Source organism: Streptomyces sp. WAC06614, from assembly GCF_003949795.1.
In the GTDB taxonomy this organism is placed as follows: Bacteria; Actinomycetota; Actinomycetes; order Streptomycetales; family Streptomycetaceae; genus Streptomyces.
In genome coordinates, this window is the sequence record NZ_RPRY01000069.1 from 20,956 (window position 1) to 27,115 (window position 6,160).

The following is a 6,160-nucleotide window of genomic DNA, read 5'->3' on the forward strand; positions in this document are numbered from 1 at the left end:
CGTCGGAGGACTGCCCTCAGGCAGGGTGCCTCGGACGGTGGAGCAGGCGGTGGCCCGCCGGAGGTTCTGGGACCGCTTCTACCGCGTCCCGCAGGAGTGCGCGCCGGCAGTGGCCCTCGGGGAGGTACGGACAATGGCCCGGCAGCTCCGGCCGAGGCCGGGCCGGCGGGCGAGCGAGGTCGGGTGCGGGCGCGGGTCCTTCTCGGCCTCCCTCGCGGCGCTCGGCCTGGTGGCCACCGGCTACGACTGGTCGGAGGTCGGGATCCGGGCCGCACGGTGGTCGTGGCGCGACCCGCGGGTGGCGTTCGAGGTGCACGACTTCCTCGGGGGCCGGGCGCCGGCCGGCGTGACGGACGGCAGCGTGGACGTCCTCGCGTGCCGGGTGACGCTCCAGTACCTCGACACGGCGTTCTGGTCGGCCGCCCGTCGCCGGCTGCGCCCTGGCGCTGGCACCTCGGCCCCGGGCGCGCGTTCACCGCGCTCCTGCTGCGCGGGCCGCGGCGGTGAGCGGCCGCCCGGGCCGCGGCCACGGCGTTAACGGCGTTAACGCCGTGGCCGCTCCGCCCGGTCGAGGTCCGCGAGCAGCAGCTTCTTCTGCGGCTTGCCCATGGCGTTGCGCGGCAGCGAGGCGACGAAGCGGACCTCGCGGGGGCGCTTGTGCACCGACAGGTGGGCGGCGACGAAGTCGGTGAGCTCGGGCCCGGTCACGCCCTCGGCCACGACGAACGCCACGATCCGCTGGCCGAGGTCGGGGTCGGGGACGCCGACCACGGCCGCCTCGCTGACCTTGGGGTGGTCCAACAGGGCGTTCTCGATCTCGCCGGCGCCGATCCGGTAGCCGCCGGACTTGATGAGGTCGATCGAGGCCCGGCCGACGATGCGGTGGACCCCGTCGGGCTCGACGGCCGCGATGTCCCCGGTACGGAACCAGCCGTCCTCGGTGTAGGAGGCAGCGGTGGCCTCGGGGCGGCCGAGGTAGCCGGCGAACAGGGTGGGCCCGGTGAGCTGGAGTTCACCGATCTCGGCGCCGGGCTCGGCGGCGATCCGGGTCCGGACGCCGGCCAGCGGGGTGCCGACGGTGCCGGGGCGGACCTCCCCGCCGGCCCGGCCGCTGACGGTGATCAGGGTCTCCGTCATGCCGTAGCGCTCGACCGGGCGGTGGCCGGTGAGGCCTTCGAGGTCGCGGAAGACCGGGGCGGGCAGCGGGGCGCTGCCGGAGACCAGCAGCCGGGCCGGGGCGAGGGCGGCCGCCGCCCGCGGCTCGGCGGCGATCCGGGACCAGACGGTGGGGACGCCGAAGTAGAGGCTGCCGCCCGCCCGGGCGTACGCCTGGGGGGTCGGGCGCCCGGTGTGCACCAGGCGGCTGCCGGTGCGCAGGGCGCCGAGCACGCCGAGGACCAGGCCGTGCACGTGGAACAGCGGCAGTCCGTGGACCAGGGTGTCCTCGGCGCTCCACTGCCAGGCCTCGGCGAGGGCGTCGAGGTCGGCGGCGATCGCGGCCCGGCCGAGGACCACGCCCTTGGGGGCGCCGGTGGTGCCGGAGGTGTAGAGGACCAGGGCGGGGTCCTCGGGCGCGGGTGCGGGGCCGGAGAAGTCGGCGCGGCGGGTGAGGTCGACCTCGATCGGGCGGGCGCCGGAGTCCCGCAGGATGTGCTCGCGCTCGGCGGGGCCGGCGTCGGGCGGCAGCGGGACGACGGGCACCCCGGCCAGCAGTCCGCCGACGACGGCCGCGACGGTCTCCAGCGAGGCGGTGGCGGTCACGGCGACCGCGGGCCCGCCCGCGATCCCGGCCGCCACGGCGCGGCCGGCCGCGAGCAGTTGCTCGTAGGAGGCGGTGCGGCCCGCGATCTCGACGGCGTCCGCGCGGTCGCCGTAGCTGCCCTCCAGTGCCGTGAGCACGGCGGCTCCCCTTCCGACCGGCTGTCGCGCGCGTCGTCCCTCGTCCGTTCGTCGTCGGTCACAGGCTGCCCGATCGACGCCCCCGGGCGCCACCCCCGGCCCAGGTGGGGGCGCCCCCAAGATGCATCAAGCTTGATGCATCAAAAAAGATGGATTATCGTGGGGCACCACAACGGCACGGAGGGAGTGGGCAGATGCTGCGGAAGTGGGCCGGGAACCCCTGGGCGGTCCTGGTGACGATGTCACTGGGGTTCTTCATGACCCTGCTGGACCTGACGATCGTGAACATCGCGATCCCCGACATGATCGACGCGCTGGGCGCCACCCTCGACCAGACCCTGTGGGTGGTCAGCGGCTACGCCCTCGTCCTCGCGGTCCTGCTGATCACGGCCGGCCGGCTCGGCGACCTGTGGGGACCGCGCAACCTCTTCGCCGCCGGCGTGGTGGTCTTCACCGCCGCCAGCGTCGCCTGCGCACTGGCCACCGGCCCGGTCGCGCTGATCGCCGCCCGCGGGGTGCAGGGCCTGGGCGCGGCGCTGCTGACGCCGCAGACGACGACGCTGATCATGTCGGTGTTCCCGGCGCAGCGGCGCGGCACCGCGATGGGCGTCTGGGGCATGGTGGCGGGCCTGGCCACGCTGAGCGGCCCGACCCTGGGCGGCATCCTGTGCTCGACCGTCGGCTGGCGCTGGATCTTCCTGGTCAACGTGCCGATCGGCCTCGCCGCGCTCGCGCTGGCCCTCCTGGTGGTCCCGGACGTCCGTACGGGCCGGGCGCGCACGTTCGACGTCCCGGGCGTACTGCTGGCGACCGCCTCGCTGCTCTGCCTCACCTTCGGCCTCCAGGAGGGCGAGCGCTACGACTGGAACGCCTGGATCTGGACCCTGCTCGCGGCCGGTGCCGCGCTGGCCGCCGGCTTCCTCCTCCACCAGCGGGGTCGTCAGGACCGCGCGCCGCTGGTCCCGTTCGCCCTGTTCGAGGACCGCAACTTCGGCGTGCTGACGGTGATGGTGGCCCTGGTCTCCATGGCGATGATCGGACTGGTCCTGCCCTTCAACCTCTACCTCCAGTCGGTCCTGGGCCTGAGCGCCGTCAAGGCCGGTCTGGTGCTCGCCCCCTCCTCGCTGGTCTCGATGGCCGTCGGCCCCTTCGCCGGACGGCTCGCGGACCGGATCGGCGGCAGGTACCTGCTGATGGCGGGCCTGAGCCTGTACGCGATCGGCATCGCGGCCCTGGTCCTGGTGGCCGGCCCGGCCACCCCCTGGTACGCCTTCGTCCCGGCGACCGTGGTCACCGGCCTCGGCATCGGCTGCACGGTCGCCCCGATGTCCGCCGAGGCGATGCGCAACGTCCCGCCGCGGCTGGCGGGCGCGGCCTCCGGGGTCAACAACACGATCCGGCAGATCGGTTCGGTCGTCGGCGCCGCGACGGTGGGCGCCCTGCTCCAGGGCAAGCTGGCCGCCGAACTCGCGACCGGGGCGGCGTACGCGGACGCCTTCCTGGCCACCCTGCACCTGACGGCGGCGCTGCCGATCGCGGTGGTCGTGATCGCCGCCCTGTCCTGCCTGCTGCTCCAGGGCCGGCCGCGGCAGACCGCTGCGAAGGCCCCGGCGGGGGCCCCGGCGGGGGCGGGCCGGCAGGCCGCGAGCGTCTAGAGCCCCGGGCCCGACGCGCTCGTGCGCTCAGGCGCGGTCCGCACCGTCCGGGCCGTCCGGCCCGAGGCGGGTGAGGACCTCCGGCGACAGGCGGCGGTCCAGGGCCTCCAGGAGGGCGACGACCTGGGCGACCTCGACCGGGTCGTCGGTGCCCAGGGCGGTGGCCAGGGCCGCGTCGACGGTGGTGGAGGCCACCTCGGCGCGGCGGTCGCCGACCTCGGGGTTGCGCCGGACCAGGGTACGGCGCCGGTCGCGCGGATCGGTGGCCGTCACCACCGATCCGGTCTCGCGCAACCGGGCCACGCAGGCCGAGACGGCGCTCTGCGGCAGGCCGGTACGGGTGGCGATCTCGCCGACCGTGGTGTCGGGGTGCGCGTAGATGTCGAGCATCGCGATGAGTACCGACCGCGTGCTCGTGGCGCGCTTGCCGACCCGTTCGGTCGGGATGGCCTCCTCGCCGATCTTCATCAGCGTCCGGCCCAGCAGGAAGAGCTGTACTCCGTTCACCGGTCCGACCCTATATCAATTCCGATACATCAATCTCGATGCATCTGACGGCCCGGGTCAGATGACGCCCTGGGCGAGCATCGCGTCCGCCACCCGCTCGAAGCCGGCGATGTTGGCGCCCACCACGTAGTCGCCCGCGGCCCCGTAGCGCTCCGCCGTCTCCTGGCAGACGGTGTGGATGCTGCGCATGATGCCCGCGAGCTCCTCCTCCACCCGCTCGGCGCTCCACACGCTGCGCGAGTGGTTCTGGCTCATCTCCAGCGCGCTGACCGCGACCCCGCCGGCGTTGGCCGCCTTGCCCGGGCCGAACGCCACCCCGGCCTCCTGGAACAGGCGCACCGCCTCCGGCGTGGTCGGCATGTTGGCGCCCTCGGACACCGCCTTGACCCCGCCCGCGATCAGCGCGCGGGCGTCGTCGGCGCCGAGCTCGTTCTGCGTGGCCGAGGGGAACGCCACCTCCGCGGCCACCTCCCAGACCCGGCCGCCGCGCACGAAGCGGGCGGAGGAGCCGCGCCGGGCGGCGTACTCGCCGACCCGGCCCCGCTCGACCTCCTTGATCTGCTTGAGCAGGTCGAGGTCGATGCCCTTCTCGTCGACGACGTACCCCTCGGAGTCCGAGCAGGTGAGCGGGAACGCGCCCAGCTTCTGGAGCTTCTCGATGGTGTACAGGGCGACGTTGCCGGAGCCGGAGACCACCGCGGACCGCCCGTCGAGCCCGAGCCCCTTGTGCCGGAGCATCTCCGCCGCGAACAGCACGCTGCCGTAGCCGGTGGCCTCCGGACGGATCCGCGAACCGCCCCAGCCCAGGCCCTTGCCGGTGAGCACACCGGCCTCCCAGCGGTTGGTGATCCGCCGGTACTGGCCGAAGAGGTAGCCGATCTCCCGGCCGCCCACGCCGATGTCCCCGGCCGGCACGTCGGTGTGCTCGCCGATGTGCCGCTGGAGCTCGGTCATGAAGGACTGGCAAAAGCGCATCACCTCGGCGTCCGACCGCCCGCGCGGGTCGAAGTCGCTGCCGCCCTTGCCGCCGCCGATGCCGAGGCCGGTCAGGGCGTTCTTGAAGATCTGCTCGAAGCCGAGGAACTTCACCACACCGAGGTCCACCGACGGGTGGAACCGCAGGCCGCCCTTGTACGGGCCGAGCGCGCTGTTGAACTCCACCCGGAAGCCGCGGTTGACGTGGACCGTCCCGTGGTCGTCCTGCCACGGCACCCGGAAGATGATCTGCCGCTCGGGCTCGGCCAGCCGCTCCAGCAGCCCGGGCACGGCGTACTCGGGCCGTGCGGTGAACACCGGCGCGAGGCTCTCCAGCACTTCCCGTACCGCCTGGTGGAACTCCGGCTGGGCGGGGTTGCGCCGCTCGATCTCGGCGCGCAGCGATTCCAGCCTGTCCTTGGGATCCTTCACGATGTGTCCCTCCTGGTGGTGTCCGATGTGCTGCTACGAACCGCGCACGCGGCGGCGGAGCCGGCCGGTCCCGCCCACGATGTCGTACAGGGTCCCTCCCGGCGGTCGGGCGGGACTCGGGCCGCACCCGAGGACGCTGTGCGCCGCCCCGCCGGCGAGCCCGGTACCGGTCCCTTCACGACCGCGGCCCACACCACCTTGCCCACGACAGCCTCGTGCACGCCCCACTCGTCCCCCGTCCGCGGACGCGGCCATGGGTGGCGGGCGTGGGCGGCGAGTACGGCGACCACATGGACGACGGCCTCGCAGACGGGGTGGGTCTGCGCCGTGCAGCTCCACCGCGACGGTGACGGCGTGCGCCGCGATCACGGCGCGGGAGAAGGAGGTCACCGGGTGGAAGTACCCGGCGGGCAGGGACTCGGCCAGTCGGCTTGCTTCGTCCCAGTGCCGCCACGCCGTCCCGGTCTCCCCGCGGCGGGCCGCTGTCAGTAGACATGGCGGCCTTGCCCCTCTCCTAGCAGCTCATCACTGACAGGGTAGGGGGCAAGGCCAGTCGTGGATCCCGAGCACGAAGGCCGGTGCGCGTCCAGCACCGCCGTGCGGTCACCCGGCCGGTCGGTCGGGCCCCCGCCACGTCCCCGCCGCGCGGAACGGCAGGCCGCGGTCCCAGCCGGTGGGGCGGGTGCGGGGGG

General features: G+C 74.3%; 5 protein-coding genes and 1 pseudogene. 2 read left to right on the plus strand and 4 right to left on the minus strand.

The features are described 5' to 3' along the window. The first annotated feature begins 37 nt into the window (after positions 1-37). Positions 38-538, plus strand: coding sequence for a bifunctional 2-polyprenyl-6-hydroxyphenol methylase/3-demethylubiquinol 3-O-methyltransferase UbiG (locus tag EF918_RS12420; protein ID WP_125644805.1), 501 nt, complete (start codon positions 38-40; stop codon positions 536-538). Between the two features lie 5 nt (positions 539-543). Here the strand turns inward: EF918_RS12420 and EF918_RS12425 are convergent, their stop codons facing one another. Further along, positions 544-1,899, minus strand: a complete 1,356-nt coding sequence (locus tag EF918_RS12425; RefSeq protein WP_125644807.1) for an AMP-binding protein — start codon at positions 1,897-1,899, stop codon at positions 544-546. 194 nt (positions 1,900-2,093) lie between these two features. On the opposite strand from EF918_RS12425, the gene EF918_RS12430 reads away from it, so the two are divergent. Beyond that, positions 2,094-3,554 (plus strand): DHA2 family efflux MFS transporter permease subunit, encoded by a 1,461-nt coding sequence (locus EF918_RS12430; protein WP_260610109.1) that lies wholly within the window; start codon positions 2,094-2,096, stop codon positions 3,552-3,554. 27 nt (positions 3,555-3,581) lie between these two features. Here EF918_RS12430 and EF918_RS12435 read toward each other — a convergent pair whose 3' ends face one another. The 3 genes and pseudogenes from EF918_RS12435 to EF918_RS38105 form a co-directional block, all read right to left on the minus strand. Beyond that, positions 3,582-4,022: a helix-turn-helix domain-containing protein gene (locus EF918_RS12435; RefSeq protein WP_125644819.1), complete on the minus strand. Its 441-nt coding sequence runs from the start codon at positions 4,020-4,022 to the stop codon at positions 3,582-3,584. Between the two features lie 96 nt (positions 4,023-4,118). Further along, positions 4,119-5,468 (minus strand): NADP-specific glutamate dehydrogenase, encoded by a 1,350-nt coding sequence (gene gdhA / locus EF918_RS12440; protein ID WP_125644809.1) that lies wholly within the window; start codon positions 5,466-5,468, stop codon positions 4,119-4,121. A 327-nt stretch (positions 5,469-5,795) separates the two neighbouring features. Further along, a pseudogene (locus tag EF918_RS38105) lies at positions 5,796-5,954 on the minus strand (XRE family transcriptional regulator); the annotation flags it as partial. Between the last annotated feature and the right edge of the window lie 206 nt (positions 5,955-6,160).